Raw genomic sequence first — 16,610 nt, 5'->3', positions numbered from 1 at the left:
GCGGGTTCGGACCCCGTCGCCCGCGCCATTTTCTTTCAATCATATCAAGGATTTGCTGCCCGGCGGCCATGGTCGTTCGCAGCGGCGCATCCGAGACGATGGGCATCGCCGACAACGTGAAGGCCAAGGCCGTGCTGGCGCCGGGCGGGCTCGTGGCGCAGCGCCTCGCCACGGGCGAGGCCGATCTCGCCATCCACCAGATCAGCGAGATCCTCGCCGTGCCGGGCGCGACGCTGGTCGGGCCGCTGCCGCGCGAGATCCAGAACTACACCGCCCATGCCGGCGGACTCGGCACGGGGGCGGCGCAGCCCGACGCCGCGATGGCTCCGATCGCGTTCCTCGGCGGCGATGTCGCGCGGCGCGTGCTGGCCGAGAAGGGCATGGAGGCTGCGGGGAGCTGATGTGCCCGACCGCCCGGCCTCACCAGGGCCGACGCGGGCCGGTGTCGATGTGGATCAGCCCGTTCCAGTAGACCTTGTTGCCGCCGACCTCGGGCAATGAGCGGGCGTAATCCAGCACGGTGCGCGGGCGCATGCCCGGCACGCGGAAATCCATCGCCTCGCAGCGCTTGTGATAGGAGCCGCGCCGCGACCGCCAGGGCGGCCGCCATGTCGAGGTCACCTTCACCGCGCCGAACCTGTCGCCGATCTTGCCGAGGATCGCCTTCTGGGTCTGCGGCAGGCAGACGATCGAGGTGCCGGGATCGGTCGAGATGCCGGGTTTCTCCGGCTTCTCGTCGGGATCGAAGAACGGCTCGGCCCCCGCCTTCTGGCCGGGCGCGAGTTTCGGCCATTCCGGGCCCTCGTCCTCGTCCGGCTCGATCGCGTTCGGCGCGCCCGCATTCGTGGCCGGCGTGGCCGGGTTCACCGACGCGGCGGGCGGCGGCGCGACGGGCGCGGCCGGAACGACGATGACAGGCTGGCGCTGAGGCGGCGGCAGATCGAGGTCGAAGGGGCGCGACGGAGGCAGGGGCGCGCGCACGCTCTGTCCGTCCTGCCCCAATGCGGAGGCCGCGGCGGCGAGCAGGCAGGCGAGCGCCAGCAGCGGCGCGGCGCGACCCGGGATCGGCACCGTCAGGGCGCCGCGGGCGAGACGAAGACGGCGCGCGTTTCCGCGCCGATCAGCGGAGCCTGCGGCGTCTTGGCGCAGAGTTCGGCCAGGGCTGCGGGCGCAGCCGTGATCTTCTCGATGTCGAGCATCGGACGCTGCGCCGCGCCGGCGAAGTATCCCGCGAGCCAGAGCGAGATCTGGTCGCGGTCGGCTCCGTTCATCGCGACGAAATCGGCGCATGATGCGCGCATCAGGTCGATCGGCTCGGCCCTCGCCACGCCGGCGCAGCACAAGGCCGCCATGACGCCCGCCAGTCTCAGGGCCTGTCGCCAACGCAGCACCATGGAACGCCTTTCCGGAAACAGGTCTTCAAGCGGCCTGCAGCGATTCGCAGGCAGTGTGTCGCGACAGGATGCGATCTGCCAGCGCGCTGCCGGCGATATGCGGCAAAATTCCTGTTTCGTCGATCCTGCCGGCACGGCTCGCGGCACGAGAGTCTCCGGCTGACGCGATATTCCCGCCAGACGGGTCGCTTCTGCGCGAATGACGACATTGTGCGACGCGGCATACTCTTGCTTCATTCCAAAGCAGGGTCTAATCGACGGAGCGACAAGGGTTTGGGCAAGGGCCCTGGGCCGCGCGCAGGCGCGATGCCGCGCGAGAGGAGACCGTGATGCAGACACTCCAGGCGCCGTCGCTGCTGAACGACTACCTGCCGCTGGCGATCTTCATCGGCGTGTCGGCGTTCATCGGCCTCGCCCTGCTGGTCGCGCCCTTCGTCATCGCCTATTCCAAGCCCGACGCCGAGAAGCTCTCGGCCTATGAATGCGGTTTCAACGCCTTCGACGACGCCCGCATGAAGTTCGACGTGCGCTTCTATCTGGTCGCGATCCTGTTCATCATCTTCGATCTGGAGGTCGCCTTCCTGTTCCCCTGGGCGGTCGCGTTCGGCGGGCTCGGCTGGTATGGTTTCTGGTCGATGATGATCTTCCTCGGCGTGCTGACCGTCGGCTTCGTCTATGAATGGCGCAAGGGCGCGCTGGAGTGGGACTGACCGTGGCGTACCGGTTTCGCGCAGGGCGCATCATCTGACGGTCGAGGCTTCACGAGGGTAACAGAATGGCAGTCACAGCGATCGATCGCGGCGACCCGCTGGTCGCGCCGGCGCCCAAGGGCCTGCTCGGCCCCGACGGCAAGCCGGTCGGCGCGCGCGACCCGTTCTTCACCTCGATCAACGCCGAACTCGCCGACAAGGGCTTCCTCGTCACCGCGACCGACGACCTGATCAACTGGTCGCGCACCGGCTCGCTGATGTGGATGACCTTCGGGCTCGCCTGCTGCGCCGTCGAGATGATACAGCTCTCGATGCCGCGCTACGACGTCGAGCGCTTCGGCTTCGCGCCGCGCGCGAGCCCGCGCCAGTCCGACGTGATGATCGTCGCGGGCACGCTGACCAACAAGATGGCGCCGGCCCTGCGCAAGGTCTACGACCAGATGCCGGAGCCGCGCTACGTCATCTCGATGGGCTCCTGCGCCAATGGCGGCGGCTACTACCACTACAGCTATTCGGTGGTGCGCGGCTGCGACCGGATCGTGCCGATCGACATCTACGTGCCGGGCTGCCCGCCGACGGCGGAGGCGCTGCTCTACGGCGTGCTGCTGCTGCAGAAGAAGATCCGCCGCACCGGCACGATCGAGAGGTGAGCCATGGCTGAGCCAACGGACATGATTTTGCCTATGCTGCGCGAAATGCGGGCGGATCTAGTGGCGCGCCTCGACCAGCATTCGACCCGCTTCGATCTCGTCGATAAGCGCCTTACGAAGATTGAGGGACATATCGAATCCTTTCGGCATGCTCTGACCGCGGACACGCTGATGAGCAAACTGGTCACCGGCGAGTTTGAAGAGCGCATCGAGGCGCTTGAAGCTAAGGTTCGCGAACTGGAGACCCCCAAGTGAGCGAGGCTCTCATCGCACTTGGCGAAGAGATCAAGGCGGCGCTGCCCGGCGCGGTCACGGACGCGATCGTCGCCTTCGACGAGCTGACGATCCATGCCGAGGCCGCCGCGATCGTCGAAGTGCTGCGCACGCTCTATGCCGAGCCGCGCTTTCGCTTCGTCAACTTCACCGATATCGCAGGCGCCGATTATCCCGGCCGCGAGAGGCGCTTCGACGTCGTCTATCACCTGCTCGCGCCGCATCATAACCGGCGCGTCCGGGTCAAGGTCCAGACCGACGAGGCGACGCCCGTTCCCTCCGTGATCGACGTCTTTCCGGCGGCGAACTGGTACGAGCGCGAGGCCTACGACTTCTACGGCATCCTGTTCTCGGGCCATCCCGACCTGCGCCGCATCCTCACCGACTACGGCTTCGAGGGCTATCCGCTGCGCAAGGATTTTCCGCTGACCGGCTTCGTCGAGGTCCGCTACGACGACGAGCAGAAGCGCGTCGTCTACGAGCCGGTGAAGCTGAACCAGGAGTTCCGCAACTTCGATTTCCTCTCGCCCTGGGAAGGCACGGACTACGTGCTGCCAGGCGACGAGAAGGCGAAAACGGCCTGATCGGATCCAGCGATGACGGAACACAACATCCGCAATTTCAGCATCAATTTCGGCCCGCAGCACCCGGCGGCCCATGGCGTGCTGCGCCTGGTGCTGGAGCTCGACGGCGAGGTGGTCGAGCGCGTCGATCCGCATATCGGCCTGCTGCATCGCGGCACCGAGAAGCTGATCGAGGCCAAGACCTATCTGCAGGCGCTGCCCTATTTCGACCGGCTCGACTATGTCGCGCCGATGAACCAGGAGCACGCCTATTCGCTCGCGGTCGAGAAGCTGATGGGCGTGACCGTGCCGCGCCGCGGCCAGCTCATCCGCGTGCTCTATTCCGAGATCGGCCGCATCCTCTCGCACCTCCTCAACGTCACCACGCAGGCGCTGGACGTCGGCGCGCTGACGCCGCCCTTGTGGGGCTTCGAGGAGCGCGAGAAGCTGATGATCTTCTACGAGCGGGCCTGCGGCGCGCGCATGCATGCGGCCTATGTCAGGCCGGGCGGCGTCCATCAGGACCTGCCGGTCTCGCTGATCCACGACATCGCCGAATGGTGCGACCCCTTCCTCAAGGTCTGCGACGACCTCGAGACGCTGCTGACCGACAACCGCATCTTCAAGCAGCGCAATGTCGACATCGGCGTGGTCGATCTCGAGACCTGCTGGAAATGGGGCTTTTCGGGCGTGATGGTGCGCGGCTCCGGCGCGCCCTGGGACCTGCGCAAGGCGCAGCCCTACGAGTGCTACGAGGAGATGGAATTCGACATCCCCGTCGGCAGGAACGGCGACTGCTACGACCGCTACCACATCCGCATGGAGGAGATGCGCCAGTCCGCCTCGATCATGAAACAGTGTTGCGAGAAGCTGCTCGCGACCGATGCCGGCGGGCCGGTCTCCTCGCTCGACGGCAAGATGGTGCCGCCCAAGCGCGGCGAGATGAAGCGCTCGATGGAAGCGCTGATCCACCATTTCAAGCTCTACACCGAGGGCTACAAGGTTCCGGCAGGCGAGGTCTACGCCGCCGTCGAGGCGCCCAAGGGCGAATTCGGCGTCTATCTCGTCTCCGACGGCACCAACAGGCCCTATCGCTGCAAGATCAAGGCGCCGGGCTTCGCGCATCTCCAGGCCATGGATTTCATGTGCCGCAAGCATATGCTGGCGGATGTCAGCGCGATCCTTGGTTCGCTGGACATCGTGTTCGGGGAGGTCGATCGGTGAGCGGCGCGGCAACGCAATGGCCCGAAGGCCGGCTCTCGATCGAGCAGTATCTGGCCTGGGTCGAGACCGATCCGCCGGGCCGGCACGAACTCGTCGATGGATTGGTGGTCGCGATGTCGCCCGAGCGGGTGAGGCATAACCGAGCCAAGAGAACGATCTTCCGCGCGCTCGAAGAGGCGGTGGAGAAAGCGGGCCTACCCTGCGAGGTCTTTACAGACGGGGTGGCCGTGCGCACCGGCGAAGCGACGCTTCGCGAGCCAGATGCGTCGGTCCAGTGCGGCGTCTCGGCCGATCCAGACACGATGATCCTGGAACGACCGCTCATCGTGGTTAAGGTCGTGTCGCCCGGCTCCGGTCTGATGGATACCGGGCGAAAGCTGGTTGAGTATTTCGGTATCGAGAGTGTGCGCCACTATTTGATCGTCGATCCGGAACTCGGGGCTGTCGTGCATCACGCCCGTATCGGCGAGGCGGTTAGCACCAGCATCCACCGCGGAGGTTCGATCCGGCTCGACCCACCCGGTCTCGCCCTTGCGCTCGATCCAGTGATCTCAGCCGGCGCCCTTGGCAGCCGCAACGCCGTCGATCGGGAGACGAAGTAACACCATGTCCGTCCGTCGTCTCGCCCCCGATCACGTCCAGCCCGCCTCCTTCGCCTTCGACGCGGCGAACGAGAACTGGGCCGATCGCGAGATCGCCAAATATCCGCAGGGCCGGCAGGCCTCGGCGGTGATCCCGCTTTTGTGGAAGGCGCAGGAGCAGCATCACGGCTGGGTGCCGCGCGCCGCGATCGAGGCGGTGGCGAGGAAGCTCGACATGGCGCCGATGCGCGTCATGGAGATCGCGACCTTCTACACCATGTTCAACCTGCAGCCGGTCGGTGAGCATTATGTGCAGCTCTGCGGCACGACGCCCTGCGCCTTGCGCGGCGCCGAGGCCCTGAAGAAGGTCTGCGAGGAGGTCATCGGACCGCAATCGACCGTCTCGGCCGACGGCAAGCTGTCCTGGCTCGAGGTCGAGTGCCTCGGCGCCTGCTGCAACGCCCCGATGGCGCAGATCGATTTCGACTATTACGAGGACCTGACGCCGGACAATTTCCGGGCGCTGCTCGACGATCTGCGCCATGGCCGGCCGGTCAAGCCCGGCCCGCAGAACGACCGCTCCTGCTCGGAGCCGCTCGGGGGCGGCGAGACGCTGAAGGATGCCGGGCTCTACGACGGCTCGATGATCGGCGCGGGCGACTGGCAGAAGCGCGTTCTCGACCAGCGCAAGGCCGCGGCCGAGGCCGCCGCCGCCAAGGCCGCCGCCGAAGCCGAGGCGAAGAAGGCCGAGGCGACGCCTGCGGCCGTCGAGGCCAAGCCCGCGAGCGAAACCGCCGCCGCCGGCCGGCCGAAGCCGTCTGCGCCGGCGCAGCCGTCGAGCGCCGCCAACGATACGCCGGCGGCGCATGGCAAGGTCGACGCGAAGGCCGCGGCCGAGGCCGCCAAGCCGTCTGCCGTCGCAAAGCCCGCACCGGCCGCGGTTCCCGTCGCCGAGGCCAAGCCCGAGCTGCTGACCGCCGCTCGCGACAACAAGCCCGACGATCTCTCGCTGATCTGGGGCGTAGGTCCGAAACTTGCGACGATGCTCAACGCGATGGGCGTCTGGCATTTCGACCAGATCTCCGCATGGAAGGCCGAGGAACTCGCCTGGGTCGATGCAAGGCTGACCGGCTTCAAGGGCCGCGCCACCCGCGACGACTGGATCTCGCAGGCGAAGAAGCTGGCGACGGGCTGGCGGCCGGATTCGGCCCTCGGCGACAAGCCGGTGAAGTAAGGGGGTGGCGATGGCCGAAGTCACCAACGAGCCGATCTGCGAGGCGCTGAAAGCCGTTCAGGCGCGGCTCGGCAATCTCGATGAAGCAGTGCGCGACGAGCGTGGCCAACTGGCCGCGATCCGTGGCGATCTGCGCGCCGTCCATGCCGAAATTGCCTCGGTCAAGACCGATGTCGGCAATATCTACCAGACACAGGGCGCGATGGATTCGCGGCTGGCGCGGATCGAGCGTCGGCTGGAAATCATCGACAGCCCGGTCAGTTGAGGCCCGACATGCTCGCAGACCGCGACCGGATCTTTACCAATCTCTACGGCCGTCACGACCTGTCGCTGAAGGGCGCGATCGCGCGCGGCGCATGGGACGGCACGAAGTTCCTGCTGGAGCAGGGCCGCGACTGGATCATCGACGAGATGAAGAAGTCGGGCCTGCGCGGACGCGGCGGGGCCGGCTTTCCGACCGGGCTGAAATGGTCGTTCATGCCAAAGCAGAGCGACGGCCGGCCGCACTATCTCGTGGTCAACGCCGACGAATCGGAGCCCGGCACCTGCAAGGATCGCGAGATCATGCGCAACGACCCGCACACGCTGGTCGAGGGCTGCCTGATCGCCTCCTTCGCGATGGGCGCGAACGCGGCCTATATCTACATCCGGGGCGAATACATCCGCGAGCGCGAGGCGCTGCAGCGCGCCGTCGACGAGGCCTATGAGGCCAAGCTCATCGGCAAGGACAACAAGCACGGCTACCCCTTTGATCTCTATGTGCATCACGGGGCAGGGGCCTATATCTGCGGCGAGGAGACGGCGCTGCTCGAAAGCCTCGAAGGCAAGAAGGGCATGCCGCGCCTGAAGCCGCCGTTTCCGGCCAATGTCGGCCTTTATGGCTGCCCGACGACCGTCAACAACGTCGAGTCGATCGCGGTCGCGCCGACCATCCTGCGCCGTGGCGCGGCCTGGTTCTCCTCGCTCGGCAATCCGAACAATGTCGGCACGAAGCTGTTCTGCGTCTCGGGGCATGTGAACAAGCCCTGCAATGTCGAGGAGGTGATGGGCATCCCCTTCCGCGAGCTGATCGACCGCCATTGCGGCGGCATTCGCGGCGGCTGGGACAATCTGCTGGCGGTCATCCCGGGCGGCTCCTCGGTGAGGATGGTGCCGGCCGAACAGATCATCGACACGCCGATGGATTTCGATTCGCTGTCCAAGCTGAAATCGGGTCTCGGCACGGCGGCCGTCATCGTGATGGACAAGTCGACCGACATCGTCCGGGCGATCGCGCGCATCAGCTATTTCTACAAGCACGAGAGCTGCGGCCAGTGCACGCCCTGCCGCGAGGGCACCGGCTGGATGTGGCGCGTGATGACGCGCATGGCCGAGGGCAGGGCGCAGAAGCGCGAGATCGACATGCTGCTCGACGTCACCAAGCAGATCGAGGGCCACACCATCTGCGCGCTGGGCGATGCCGCCGCCTGGCCGATCCAGGGCCTGATCGCGCATTTCCGTCACGAGATCGAGAAGCGCATCGACGACTATTCGGCCAATCCGCATTCCGAGCCGGCGCGGCTGATGGCGGCGGAGTGAGAGCGATGGCAAAAGTGACGAAAGCCTGCCCGATCCTGCCCGCCGCGGACGTCGCCGCGACCGCCGCATGGTATCGCGACAAGCTCGGCTTCGAGCTTCATCTCGACCATGGCGATTACGCCATCCTGATCCGCGACGGCGTCGAACTGCATTTCTGGCAGTGCGCCGACCGCAACATCGCCGAGAATTCCTCGGCCTATCTGCGGGTCGAGGATATCGACGGCGTCCATGCCGCGCTGAGCCGGGCAGCCGAGGGCGGCCGCATCTCCCCGGTGGCCGACCGGGAATGGGGCATGCGCGAGTTTTACGTCTGGGATCCGAACGGCAATCTTCTGCGCTTCGGCGTGCCATCGGCCGCGCGCAAGATCGCCTGAGGGGAATCGAGCGAATGACCAAACTCCTCATCGACGGCATCGAGGTCGACGTTCCCGCCGACTACACCGTGCTCCAGGCCTGCGAGGCCGCCGGCGCCGAGGTGCCGCGCTTCTGCTTCCATGAGCGGCTCTCGATCGCCGGCAATTGCCGCATGTGCCTGGTCGAGGTGAAGGGCGGCCCGCCCAAGCCGCAGGCCTCCTGCGCCATCGGCGTGCGCGATCTGCGTCCCGGCCCGAACGGCGAGCCGCCGGTGGTCTCGACCAGGTCGCCGATGGTCAAGAAGGCCCGCGAGGGGGTGATGGAGTTCCTCCTCATCAACCATCCGCTGGATTGCCCGATCTGCGACCAGGGCGGCGAATGCGATTTGCAGGACCAGGCGATGGCCTATGGCGTCGACACCTCGCGCTATGCCGAGAACAAGCGCGCGGTCGAGGACAAATATATCGGCCCGCTGGTCAAGACCTCGATGACGCGCTGCATCCAGTGCACGCGCTGCGTCCGCTTCACCACGGAAGTCGCCGGCGGCGCCGACCTCGGCGCGATCGGACGCGGCGAGGACATGGAGATCACGACCTATCTCGAACAGGCGATGACCTCCGAGCTGCAGGGCAATGTCGTCGATCTCTGCCCGGTCGGCGCGCTGACCTCGAAGCCCTATCAGAACAAGGCCCGTCCCTGGGAGCTGACCAAGACGCAGTCGGTCGACGTGATGGATGCGGTCGGCTCGGCGATCCGGGTCGATTCGCGCGGCCGCGAGGTGATGCGCATCTTGCCGCGCCTCAACGAGGCGGTGAACGAGGAGTGGATCTCCGACAAGACCCGACACGTCGTCGACGGCCTGCGCACGCAGCGGCTCGACCGGCCCTATATTCGCGTCGGTGGGGCGCTGAAGCCCGCAAGCTGGGCCGAGGCCTTCGCGCTGATCGCCGGCAAGGTGAAGGCCGCGACGCCTGCGAGGATCGGCGCGATCGCCGGCGATCTCGCCGCGGTCGAGGAGATGTTCGCGCTGAAGGCGCTGATGGCCTCGCTCGGCAGCGCCAATCTTGACTGCCGGCAGGACGGCACGAAGCTCGATCCGAAGTTCGGCCGCGCATCTTACGTGCTGAACGCCGGCATCGCTGGGCTGGACGAGGCGGAGTCGCTGCTGATCATCGGCGCGAATCCGCGCCGGGAAGCGCCGATCCTGAACGCGCGCATCCGCAAGCGCTGGCTGCGCGGCGACTTCAAGATCAGCGTCATCGGCGAGCAGGCCGACCTAACCTACGCCTATGATTATCTCGGGGCCGGTCCGGATTCCCTGGCCGAGCTGGTCAAGTCCGCGGCCGCCGGCAAGGCGAAACCGATGGTGCTGGTCGGGCAGGGCGCCCTGGCGCGGCCCGATGGCGAGGCGATCCTCTCGATGGCGGCGAAGGCCGCGCAGCGTCTGGGCGCCGCCGAAGGCTGGAACGGTTTCGGCGTGCTGCACACGGCCGCCGCGCGCGTCGGCGGTCTCGATCTCGGCTTCTTTCCCGGCGAGGGCGGGCTCGACGTCGCCGGCATGCTCCAGCCCGGCGCGCTCGACCTGCTGTTCCTGCTCGGGGCCGACGAGATCGAGGTTCCCGCCGGAGCCTTCGTGGTCTATCAGGGCACGCATGGCGACAAGGGCGCGCATCGCGCCGACGTCATCCTGCCGGGCGCGGCCTACACCGAGAAATCGGGCACCTACGTCAACACCGAGGGCAGGGTGCAGATGACCGACCGCGCCACCTTCCCGCCGGGCGACGCCCGCGAGGACTGGGCGATCCTGCGGGCGCTGTCGGCGACGCTGGGCAGGACGCTGCCGTTCGATTCGCTCGCCGGCCTGCGCAAGGCGCTCTATGGCGAGCATCCGCATCTCGCCGCGCTCGACTCGGCGCCGGTCAACGACGCAGGCGTTCTCGCCTCGCTCGCCGACCTCGGCGGCAAGGCGGAGAAGGCCGGCTTCGTCTCGTCCGTCGTCGACTTCTACCAGACCAACCCGATCGCGCGCGCATCCGCCGTGATGGCCGAATGCTCGGCGCTGGCCTCGGGCCGCATGCGGCAGGCGGCGGAGTAGGGCCATGAACTGGAATCTCGTCCTCGACCTCCTGATCTTGCTGGGCAAGAGCTTCCTGCTCATCGCCTGCCTGCTCGTCTTCATCGCCTATATCCTGCTGGCCGACCGCAAGATCTGGGCGGCGGTGCAGCTCAGGCGCGGCCCCAACGTGGTCGGGCCCTTCGGCCTGTTCCAGAGCTTCGCCGACCTTTTGAAATTCGCCTTCAAGGAGCCGATCATCCCGTCGGGCGCCAACAAGGGCGTGTTCCTGCTGGCCCCGCTGGTGACCTGCCTGCTGGCGCTCTCGGCCTGGGCGGTGATTCCGGTGGCCGAAGGCTGGGCGATCGCGGACATCAATGTCGGCATACTCTACGTGCTGGCGATCTCGTCGCTCGGCATCTACGGCGTGATCATGGCCGGCTGGGCCTCGAACTCGAAATACCCGTTCATGGGCGCGCTGCGCTCGGCGGCGCAGATGGTCTCCTACGAGGTCTCGATCGGCTTCGTCATCATCACCGTGCTGCTCTGCGTCGGCTCGCTCAACCTCTCGGCCATCGTCGAGGCGCAGAATTCGCGGGCGGGCCTGTTCGGCTGGTACTGGCTGCCGCTGTTCCCGATGTTCGTGATCTTCTTCATCTCGGCGCTGGCCGAGACGAACCGGCCGCCCTTCGACCTGCCGGAGGCGGAATCGGAGCTCGTCGCCGGATACATGGTCGAATACTCGTCGACGCCCTATCTCCTGTTCATGCTCGGCGAGTACGTGGCGATCATGACCATGTGCGCGCTGATGACGGTGCTGTTCCTCGGCGGCTGGCTGCCGCCGTTCCCGGTCGCGCCCTTCACCTGGCTGCCGGGCGTGGTCTGGTTCGCGCTGAAGGTCTGCGCCGTGTTCTTCATGTTCGCCATGGTGAAGGCCTTCGTGCCGCGCTACCGCTACGACCAGCTGATGCGGCTGGGCTGGAAGGTGTTCCTGCCGCTATCGCTGGCGTCGGTGGTGGTGGTGGCGCTGGTGCTGCAGCTCACGGGCTGGGGGCCGGTGCGCTAGTGGCAGCCTATGCAGGCCCGATCGGAGCCTTGATCGGCCTCGTGCTGGGCCTGGTCGAATACAAGCTGATCTCCGGCGTCGTCGTCTCGGCGCTGCGTCGGACGAACAGCTCGGCGACCGAAGCCGAGCACGAGGACTACGAGCGTCGCATCCGCATCCTGCGGGTGGCGCTGATGGCGATGACGATCGGCGCGATGCCGCTCGTGGGTTATTTCGTCGGCCGGGCGTTGTTCGGCTAATGCGAGGAGCAAAGTTCTAGAATGGCCATCGAGGGAGTCGATAAGTTGACTGCTGAGCAGGTAGTCGCACTGAATCGGCGCCAGCAAAACATTGGCCTTGTTCAGATCATCCTCGTCGGCTTTCTCGTTGCGGTGGTCACTGTGGCCGCTCCGAACATCGTCGCTTGGATTCAAGCACAGCTGGCGTACCAGCAGAAGCGTCAGGAAAACGAGATAAGCGGTTTCAACGCCAGACGTGAGTTCGCACGAACGTTCCTTGAACAGGGTACGTCGGCAGACATTGAAGTCCGCATTCGAGCAGCCGAATATTTTGCTGCGGTGTCTGAAGAAGAGGATCGCAAGCGCTGGGATATCTATCTCAGTAAACTCATCGCTAACCGCGACGCGAGCTTACAGGCAATCCGTGGGCTGCATGAGACGCTCCGGAGTCTGAATGCCGACGATCCCAAACGCGCGGATATCGATCGCGAAATCGAATGGGCCTATGCGCGGATTGGAGCGATCCGCCAAAACGAAAGCACGGTCGTTCGCGATATTCGTCGAACCGCGAGCTTGCCGGCGCTTGGGGTCGCCGCTGCGAACCCGGCGTTTCTGCTAGAGCGCTTGGGTAAGCCGCGTGACAGCTTCACCGAGGACTGCCAGCCGATCACCAATCCACAACTTGCGCCTCTCGTCGAGCGGCGGAATGTGGGACCGTTTACGGTGCAACTACTCAAGCCGGCTCTCGACAGCCTAGCGGCTGCTTTCTCCGACCTGCGGCTGACGAAGCCTGATCTATTTGCTCGCCTTTCGCTGATGGGCGGGATATGTGCGCGCTTCGTGAGAGGCAGCAACTCCGCCATCTCGAACCATTCTTGGGGCGTTGCCATCGATATGACGCTCGGTGGCAATTTTCCGGCGATGGGCTCGGTGCTCGACGGTCAGGAGCGGGATGATTGGATCCAACTCGCGATCGTGCTCGCCCGTCACGGATGGTATTGGGGCGGACACTTCCGCATCCCGGAGTGGGGCCACTTTGAAGTAGGTCGCGACAAGATTGACGAGTGGCTTGCGTCTGGCCAATTGCCCAAGCCATAGGAGCCAAAGATGACACTCGCGCAAGCCGCCAAGGGCCTGCTCCTCAAGGAGTTCGTCTCGGCGTTCGCCTTGTCGATGCGCTATCTGCTGAAGCCGAAGGCGACGCTGAACTACCCCTTCGAGAAGGGGCAGCTTTCGCCGCGCTTCCGCGGCGAGCACGCCTTGCGGCGCTATCCGAACGGCGAGGAGCGCTGCATCGCCTGCAAGCTCTGCGAGGCGATCTGCCCGGCGCAGGCGATCACGATCGAGGCCGGGCCGCGCCGCAACGACGGCACGCGCCGCACGACGCGCTACGACATCGACATGACGAAGTGCATCTATTGCGGCTTCTGCCAGGAGGCCTGCCCGGTCGACGCCATCGTCGAGGGGCCGAACTACGAGTTCGCGACCGAGACCCGCGAGGAGCTGTTCTACGACAAGGACCGGCTGCTCGCGAACGGCGCGCGCTGGGAGCGCGAGATCGCCCGCAACATCGCGATGGATGCGCCGTATCGGTAGGAACCGGGCAGCAGGCAGCGGCACGCGATCCTTCGACCGCCGATTGCCTACTGCCGGCTGCCCTGACTATAGACGCTCGAAACTGCATCCGACTCGATTGGAAGCAGTTCAACATGGGCCGCCCGCGAGGGCGGAAAGGCTGGCCAGGATGAACGCCGCAGCGGCTTTCTTCTATCTTTTCGCGGGCGTCACGGTCGCATCCGCCTTCATGGTGGTGACCTCGCGCAATCCCGTGCATTCGGTGCTGTTCCTGATCCTCGCCTTCGTCAACGCGGCGGGGCTGTTCCTGCTGCTCGGAGCCGAGTTCCTCGCGATGCTGCTGATCGTCGTCTATGTCGGCGCGGTGGCGGTGCTGTTCCTGTTCGTTGTGATGATGCTCGACGTCGACTTCGCCGAGTTCCGCCAGGGCTTCCAGAACTACCTGCCTTTGGGCGCGCTGATCGGGCTGATCTTCGCGGTCGAGCTCCTGCTCGTCGTCGGCGCCTGGGCGATCGACCCGCGGATCGTGCGGACGCCGGTCGCGGCGATCCCGGCGACGATGAGCAACACCGAGGCGTTGGGCCGGGTGCTCTACACGCAGTATATCTACTACTTCCAGGCGGCCGGCCTCGTGCTGCTCGTCGCCATGATCGGCGCGATCGTGCTGACCCTGCGCGACCGCCCCGGCGTCAAGCGCCAGGACATCCCGACCCAGAACGCGCGCACCAAGGCGGCCGCGATGGACGTCAGGCAGGTGCCGTCGCGCGCCGGCGTGCCCGAGGAGATGGCGTGATGATCGGCCTCGGACACTATCTCGCCGTCGCCGCGATCCTGTTAACGCTCGGCGTGCTCGGCATCTTCCTCAACCGCAAGAACGTCATCGTCATCCTGATGTCGGTCGAGCTCATCCTGCTCGCGGTCAACATCAATTTCGTCGCGTTCTCCAGCTTCCTGAACGACATCGTCGGGCAGGTCTTCGCGCTGCTCGTGCTGACGGTCGCGGCGGCCGAGGCCGCCATCGGGCTCGCCATCCTCGTCGTCTACTTCCGCAACCGCGGCACGATCGCGGTGGAAGACATCAACATGATGAAGGGCTGAGCGGGCCGGCCATGTATCACGCGATCGTCTTCCTTCCCCTGATCGGTTTCCTGATCACCGGCCTGTTCGGCCGGCTGATCGGCGCGCGCGGCTCGGAGATCGTCACCACCTCGCTGCTGATGGTTTCGGCCGTCCTGTCTTGGATCGCCTTCTTCAATGTCGGCTTCGGCTCCGGCACGACGCGGGTGCAGGTCGCGACCTGGATGGCCTCGGGCGACCTGCGCGTCGACTGGGCCTTCCGGATCGACACCCTGACGGTCGTGATGCTGGTCGTGGTCAACACCGTGTCGTCGCTCGTGCACCTGTACTCGATCGGCTACATGCACGAGGACGAGCACAGGCCGCGCTTCTTCGCCTATCTCTCGCTCTTCACCTTCGCCATGCTGATGCTGGTGACGGCCGACAACCTCGTCCAGATGTTCTTCGGCTGGGAGGGGGTCGGCCTCGCCTCCTATCTGCTGATCGGCTTCTGGTACGGGAAGCCCTCGGCCAACGCCGCCGCGATGAAGGCCTTCATCGTCAACCGCGTCGGCGACTTCGGCTTCGCGCTCGGCATCTTCCTCGTCTTCGTGCTGTTCGGCTCGGTCGGTTTCGACGCGATCTTCCCCCGTGTCGGCGAGATGACGAACCAGACATTCCGCTTCATCGGCTACGAGTGGAACGCGCTGACGCTCGCCGCGCTGCTGCTGTTCATGGGCGCGATGGGCAAGTCGGCCCAGTTCCTGCTGCATACCTGGCTGCCGGACGCGATGGAGGGGCCGACCCCGGTCTCGGCGCTGATCCATGCCGCGACCATGGTCACGGCCGGCGTCTTCATGGTGGCCAGGCTCTCGCCGATCTTCGAATACGCGCCGGCGGCGCTCACCGTCGTCGTCGTCATCGGCGCGACCACGGCGTTCTTCGCAGCCACCGTCGGCCTCGTCCAGAACGACATCAAGCGCGTCATCGCCTATTCGACCTGCTCGCAGCTCGGCTACATGTTCGTCGCGCTCGGCGTCGGGGCCTATTCCGCCGCCATCTTCCACCTCTTCACCCATGCCTTCTTCAAGGCGCTGCTGTTCCTCGGCGCGGGCTCGGTCATCCACGCGATGCATCACGAGCAGGACATGCGCAAGATGGGGGGCTTGCGGAAGCATATCCCGCTGACGGCCGCCGCCATGACGATCGGCACGCTGGCGCTGACGGGCTTTCCGCTCTTCGCCGGCTACTTCTCCAAGGACGCGATCATCGAAAGCGCCTTTGCGGCCCGGAAGGGCTTCGCGAGCGAATACGCCTTCGTGCTGCTGGTCGCCGCCGCCTGCATGACCTCGTTCTACTCGTGGCGGCTCTACTTCATGACCTTCGAGGGCAAGCCGCGCTGGGGCGCCGGGGCGCATGCCCATGGGCACGATGGGCATGCGCATGCCGCCACTGCCCATGGCGACCATGCCCATGCCGCGCATGATGGCCATCATGGCCACGGTCATGACCACACGCCGCATGAAAGTCCGCTCGTCATGCTGATTCCGCTGGGCGTGCTGGCGCTCGGCGCCGTCTTCGCCGGACTGGCCTTCAAGGGCGTCTTCCTCGGCGACGGCTATGAGGGCTTCTGGAAGGGCTCGCTGTTCACGGGCAAGGACAACCAGATCCTGCAAGCCGTCCACGAGAGCCCGAAATGGGTGGTCTGGTCGCCCTTCGCCGCCATGGTGGTCGGCCTCGGGCTGGCGCTCTGGATGTACGTGCTGCGCACCGACATCCCCGGAAGGCTCGCCGCCGCCAACCCGGTTCTCTACAAGTTCCTGCTCAACAAGTGGTATTTCGACGAGCTCTACGACTTCCTCTTCGTCCGGCCGGCGAAATGGCTCGGCCGCTTCCTCTGGAAGAAGGGCGACGGCATGGTCATCGACGGGCTGGGACCGGACGGCATCTCGGCCCGCGTCGTCGACGTCACCAACCGCGTGGTGCGGCTGCAGACCGGCTATTTGTATCACTACGCCTTCGCCATGCTGATGGGCGTGGCCGGATTGGTGACCTGGTATCTCCTGGTTCGCGGGTGAGAT

The 16,610-nt window shown here is 66.0% G+C and carries 21 protein-coding genes; 19 read left to right on the top strand and 2 right to left on the bottom strand.

What is annotated here, in order from left to right; all coding sequences use genetic code 11:
- The first annotated feature begins 68 nt into the window (after positions 1 to 68).
- Entirely contained in the window at positions 69 to 401 is a 333-nt protein-coding gene (locus AC1RRW_RS04050; protein WP_492899247.1) for a molybdate ABC transporter substrate-binding protein, read from the top strand.
- 19 nt (positions 402 to 420) lie between these two features.
- On the opposite strand, the gene AC1RRW_RS04045 is transcribed toward AC1RRW_RS04050, so the two are convergent.
- Positions 421 to 1,071 carry a YcbK family protein gene (locus tag AC1RRW_RS04045; RefSeq protein ID WP_492899246.1) on the bottom strand — a complete coding sequence of 217 codons (651 nt, stop codon included), beginning with the start codon at positions 1,069 to 1,071 and terminating at the stop codon, positions 421 to 423.
- A 2-nt stretch (positions 1,072 to 1,073) separates the two neighbouring features.
- Positions 1,074 to 1,394, bottom strand: coding sequence for an HdeA/HdeB family chaperone (locus tag AC1RRW_RS04040; protein WP_492899245.1), 321 nt, complete (start codon positions 1,392 to 1,394; stop codon positions 1,074 to 1,076).
- Positions 1,395 to 1,723: 329 nt separating this feature from the next.
- Here AC1RRW_RS04040 and AC1RRW_RS04035 point away from each other — a divergent pair, with 329 nt between their 5' ends.
- From AC1RRW_RS04035 to nuoL, 18 genes are all read left to right on the top strand, one after another.
- Positions 1,724 to 2,104, top strand: a complete 381-nt coding sequence (locus tag AC1RRW_RS04035; RefSeq protein ID WP_492899244.1) for an NADH-quinone oxidoreductase subunit A — start codon at positions 1,724 to 1,726, stop codon at positions 2,102 to 2,104.
- A gap of 65 nt (positions 2,105 to 2,169) precedes the next feature.
- Positions 2,170 to 2,754 carry a NuoB/complex I 20 kDa subunit family protein gene (locus AC1RRW_RS04030; protein WP_492899243.1) on the top strand — a complete coding sequence of 195 codons (585 nt, stop codon included), beginning with the start codon at positions 2,170 to 2,172 and terminating at the stop codon, positions 2,752 to 2,754.
- A 3-nt stretch (positions 2,755 to 2,757) separates the two neighbouring features.
- Positions 2,758 to 3,009, top strand: a complete 252-nt coding sequence (locus AC1RRW_RS04025) for a hypothetical protein (RefSeq protein WP_492899242.1) — start codon at positions 2,758 to 2,760, stop codon at positions 3,007 to 3,009.
- Positions 3,006 to 3,611 carry an NADH-quinone oxidoreductase subunit C gene (locus tag AC1RRW_RS04020; protein ID WP_492899241.1) on the top strand — a complete coding sequence of 202 codons (606 nt, stop codon included), beginning with the start codon at positions 3,006 to 3,008 and terminating at the stop codon, positions 3,609 to 3,611. Before AC1RRW_RS04025 ends, AC1RRW_RS04020 begins: the two co-directional genes overlap by 4 nt.
- 12 nt (positions 3,612 to 3,623) lie before the next feature.
- Positions 3,624 to 4,814: an NADH-quinone oxidoreductase subunit D gene (locus AC1RRW_RS04015; protein WP_492899240.1), complete on the top strand. Its 1,191-nt coding sequence runs from the start codon at positions 3,624 to 3,626 to the stop codon at positions 4,812 to 4,814.
- Entirely contained in the window at positions 4,811 to 5,416 is a 606-nt protein-coding gene (locus tag AC1RRW_RS04010) for a Uma2 family endonuclease (protein ID WP_492899239.1), read from the top strand. The genes AC1RRW_RS04015 and AC1RRW_RS04010 overlap by 4 nt, the downstream gene beginning before the upstream one ends.
- 4 nt (positions 5,417 to 5,420) lie before the next feature.
- On the top strand, positions 5,421 to 6,629 hold the full coding sequence (nuoE, locus tag AC1RRW_RS04005) for an NADH-quinone oxidoreductase subunit NuoE (protein WP_492899238.1): 1,209 nt from the start codon (positions 5,421 to 5,423) through the stop codon (positions 6,627 to 6,629).
- 10 nt (positions 6,630 to 6,639) lie between these two features.
- Positions 6,640 to 6,894: a hypothetical protein gene (locus AC1RRW_RS04000; RefSeq protein WP_492899237.1), complete on the top strand. Its 255-nt coding sequence runs from the start codon at positions 6,640 to 6,642 to the stop codon at positions 6,892 to 6,894.
- 8 nt (positions 6,895 to 6,902) lie between these two features.
- Positions 6,903 to 8,207, top strand: coding sequence for an NADH-quinone oxidoreductase subunit NuoF (gene nuoF / locus AC1RRW_RS03995; protein WP_492899236.1), 1,305 nt, complete (start codon positions 6,903 to 6,905; stop codon positions 8,205 to 8,207).
- A 5-nt stretch (positions 8,208 to 8,212) separates the two neighbouring features.
- Positions 8,213 to 8,581 (top strand): bleomycin resistance protein, encoded by a 369-nt coding sequence (locus AC1RRW_RS03990; protein ID WP_492899235.1) that lies wholly within the window; start codon positions 8,213 to 8,215, stop codon positions 8,579 to 8,581.
- Positions 8,582 to 8,595: 14 nt separating this feature from the next.
- Positions 8,596 to 10,656: an NADH-quinone oxidoreductase subunit NuoG gene (nuoG, locus tag AC1RRW_RS03985; RefSeq protein ID WP_492899234.1), complete on the top strand. Its 2,061-nt coding sequence runs from the start codon at positions 8,596 to 8,598 to the stop codon at positions 10,654 to 10,656.
- A 4-nt stretch (positions 10,657 to 10,660) separates the two neighbouring features.
- Positions 10,661 to 11,680 (top strand): NADH-quinone oxidoreductase subunit NuoH, encoded by a 1,020-nt coding sequence (nuoH, locus tag AC1RRW_RS03980; RefSeq protein WP_492899233.1) that lies wholly within the window; start codon positions 10,661 to 10,663, stop codon positions 11,678 to 11,680.
- On the top strand, positions 11,680 to 11,919 hold the full coding sequence (locus AC1RRW_RS03975; protein WP_492899232.1) for a hypothetical protein: 240 nt from the start codon (positions 11,680 to 11,682) through the stop codon (positions 11,917 to 11,919). The genes nuoH and AC1RRW_RS03975 overlap by 1 nt, the downstream gene beginning before the upstream one ends.
- Positions 11,920 to 11,940: 21 nt before the next feature.
- Positions 11,941 to 12,996 (top strand): M15 family metallopeptidase, encoded by a 1,056-nt coding sequence (locus AC1RRW_RS03970; RefSeq protein ID WP_492899231.1) that lies wholly within the window; start codon positions 11,941 to 11,943, stop codon positions 12,994 to 12,996.
- A 9-nt stretch (positions 12,997 to 13,005) separates the two neighbouring features.
- A complete protein-coding gene (gene nuoI / locus AC1RRW_RS03965) occupies positions 13,006 to 13,494 on the top strand; it encodes an NADH-quinone oxidoreductase subunit NuoI (protein ID WP_492899230.1) in 489 nt (162 codons plus the stop codon).
- Positions 13,495 to 13,642: 148 nt separating this feature from the next.
- Entirely contained in the window at positions 13,643 to 14,266 is a 624-nt protein-coding gene (locus AC1RRW_RS03960; protein ID WP_492899229.1) for an NADH-quinone oxidoreductase subunit J, read from the top strand.
- On the top strand, positions 14,263 to 14,571 hold the full coding sequence (gene nuoK / locus AC1RRW_RS03955; RefSeq protein WP_492899228.1) for an NADH-quinone oxidoreductase subunit NuoK: 309 nt from the start codon (positions 14,263 to 14,265) through the stop codon (positions 14,569 to 14,571). The genes AC1RRW_RS03960 and nuoK overlap by 4 nt, the downstream gene beginning before the upstream one ends.
- A gap of 11 nt (positions 14,572 to 14,582) precedes the next feature.
- The gene (gene nuoL, locus AC1RRW_RS03950) at positions 14,583 to 16,607 is read left to right on the top strand and encodes an NADH-quinone oxidoreductase subunit L (protein ID WP_492899227.1); all 2,025 of its coding nucleotides are present in this window, start codon (positions 14,583 to 14,585) and stop codon (positions 16,605 to 16,607) included.
- Positions 16,608 to 16,610: the final 3 nt, after the last annotated feature.

Source organism: Allobosea sp. GW821-FHT12C12 (assembly GCF_058807355.1).
This window is presented reverse-complemented; position numbering and strand designations above follow the sequence as displayed.

Coding starts and splice junctions, on each gene's coding strand:
- AC1RRW_RS04050 (WP_492899247.1), top strand. CDS start 69: ATGGTCGTTCGCAGCGGCGCATCCGAGACGATGGGCATCGCCGACAAC.
- AC1RRW_RS04040 (WP_492899245.1), bottom strand. CDS start 1,394: ATGGTGCTGCGTTGGCGACAGGCCCTGAGACTGGCGGGCGTCATGGCG.
- AC1RRW_RS04035 (WP_492899244.1), top strand. CDS start 1,724: ATGCAGACACTCCAGGCGCCGTCGCTGCTGAACGACTACCTGCCGCTG.
- AC1RRW_RS04030 (WP_492899243.1), top strand. CDS start 2,170: ATGGCAGTCACAGCGATCGATCGCGGCGACCCGCTGGTCGCGCCGGCG.
- AC1RRW_RS04025 (WP_492899242.1), top strand. CDS start 2,758: ATGGCTGAGCCAACGGACATGATTTTGCCTATGCTGCGCGAAATGCGG.
- AC1RRW_RS04015 (WP_492899240.1), top strand. CDS start 3,624: ATGACGGAACACAACATCCGCAATTTCAGCATCAATTTCGGCCCGCAG.
- nuoE (WP_492899238.1), top strand. CDS start 5,421: ATGTCCGTCCGTCGTCTCGCCCCCGATCACGTCCAGCCCGCCTCCTTC.
- AC1RRW_RS04000 (WP_492899237.1), top strand. CDS start 6,640: ATGGCCGAAGTCACCAACGAGCCGATCTGCGAGGCGCTGAAAGCCGTT.
- nuoF (WP_492899236.1), top strand. CDS start 6,903: ATGCTCGCAGACCGCGACCGGATCTTTACCAATCTCTACGGCCGTCAC.
- AC1RRW_RS03990 (WP_492899235.1), top strand. CDS start 8,213: ATGGCAAAAGTGACGAAAGCCTGCCCGATCCTGCCCGCCGCGGACGTC.
- nuoG (WP_492899234.1), top strand. CDS start 8,596: ATGACCAAACTCCTCATCGACGGCATCGAGGTCGACGTTCCCGCCGAC.
- nuoH (WP_492899233.1), top strand. CDS start 10,661: ATGAACTGGAATCTCGTCCTCGACCTCCTGATCTTGCTGGGCAAGAGC.
- AC1RRW_RS03970 (WP_492899231.1), top strand. CDS start 11,941: ATGGCCATCGAGGGAGTCGATAAGTTGACTGCTGAGCAGGTAGTCGCA.
- nuoI (WP_492899230.1), top strand. CDS start 13,006: ATGACACTCGCGCAAGCCGCCAAGGGCCTGCTCCTCAAGGAGTTCGTC.
- AC1RRW_RS03960 (WP_492899229.1), top strand. CDS start 13,643: ATGAACGCCGCAGCGGCTTTCTTCTATCTTTTCGCGGGCGTCACGGTC.
- nuoL (WP_492899227.1), top strand. CDS start 14,583: ATGTATCACGCGATCGTCTTCCTTCCCCTGATCGGTTTCCTGATCACC.